Source organism: Janthinobacterium sp. NKUCC08_JDC, from assembly GCF_019345575.1.
GTDB classification, from domain to species: domain Bacteria; phylum Pseudomonadota; class Gammaproteobacteria; order Burkholderiales; family Burkholderiaceae_D; genus Janthinobacterium; species Janthinobacterium aestuarii.
In genome coordinates this window covers 1-1,380 of sequence record NZ_JAHKQW010000038.1, presented here as the reverse complement: position 1 = coordinate 1,380, position 1,380 = coordinate 1, and the positions used below count along the sequence as shown (strand labels likewise).

General features: G+C 49.9%; 2 tRNA genes and 2 rRNA genes. All 4 read left to right on the top strand.

The window, feature by feature from the left end:
• Positions 1–518 (top strand): 16S ribosomal RNA (locus KO538_RS28985); the annotation flags it as partial.
• A gap of 98 nt (positions 519–616) precedes the next feature.
• A tRNA-Ile gene (locus KO538_RS28980) sits at positions 617–693 on the top strand.
• Between the two features lie 12 nt (positions 694–705).
• Positions 706–781 (top strand) — tRNA-Ala (locus tag KO538_RS28975).
• A gap of 249 nt (positions 782–1,030) precedes the next feature.
• Positions 1,031–1,380: ribosomal RNA gene (locus KO538_RS28970) — 23S ribosomal RNA — on the top strand; the annotation flags it as partial.

The following is a 1,380-nucleotide window of genomic DNA, read 5'->3' as shown; positions in this document are numbered from 1 at the left end:
GGAGTGCTCGAAAGAGAACCAGTACACAGGTGCTGCATGGCTGTCGTCAGCTCGTGTCGTGAGATGTTGGGTTAAGTCCCGCAACGAGCGCAACCCTTGTCATTAGTTGCTACGAAAGGGCACTCTAATGAGACTGCCGGTGACAAACCGGAGGAAGGTGGGGATGACGTCAAGTCCTCATGGCCCTTATGGGTAGGGCTTCACACGTCATACAATGGTACATACAGAGCGCCGCCAACCCGCGAGGGGGAGCTAATCGCAGAAAGTGTATCGTAGTCCGGATTGTAGTCTGCAACTCGACTGCATGAAGTTGGAATCGCTAGTAATCGCGGATCAGCATGTCGCGGTGAATACGTTCCCGGGTCTTGTACACACCGCCCGTCACACCATGGGAGCGGGTTTTACCAGAAGTAGGTAGCTTAACCGCAAGGAGGGCGCTTACCACGGTAGGATTCGTGACTGGGGTGAAGTCGTAACAAGGTAGCCGTATCGGAAGGTGCGGCTGGATCACCTCCTTTCTAGAGTTTGCACGAATCAGTAATGATTCACGCATCAAATGTTCACACTTATCGGCTGTTTAATTAAGAAGAAACAGTAGTCGTAGTAGTTCCGCGTTGGGGCTGTAGCTCAGCTGGTTAGAGCACCGTGTTGATAACGCGGGGGTCGTTGGTTCGAGTCCAACCAGCCCTACCAGTACAAATTCCCGGGGGATTAGCTCAGCTGGGAGAGCACCTGCTTTGCAAGCAGGGGGTCGTCGGTTCGATCCCGTCATCCTCCACCAAAGTTTTACTCGAAAGTGCAAATGTAAGCCAGTCAAACAGACCCGGTTTAGATTTGATCTTTTAGCGATCAAAGCTGTTTCGTTCTTTAACAATCTGGAAGAAGTAAAGATTATTTATTGATCGGTTTGCCGTAAAAGGTAAATCGATGGGTAATGATTGTATGTATCAACAAACAAGCAACAACGTTGTACTTTCTTATCCCTGTAGCGCTCTTTGATGACTTCGGTCTTCAGAGGCTAACGTTATAGGGACAAGCGAATAAGTGCACATGGTGGATGCCTTGGCGATTACAGGCGATGAAGGACGTAGTAGCTTGCGATAAGCTGCGGGGAGTGAGCAAACACACTTTGATCCGCAGATTTCCGAATGGGGCAACCCACCCTTTTAGGGTATTGCATACTGAATACATAGGTATGCAAGGCGAACGCGGCGAACTGAAACATCTAAGTAGCTGCAGGAAAAGAAATCAACCGAGATTCCCAAAGTAGCGGCGAGCGAAATGGGAAGAGCCTGTACGTGATAGTCGGACCGATAACAGAATCCTCTGGAAATAGGAGCCATAGTGGGTGATAGCCCCGTATGTGAAATCGGACCGGTG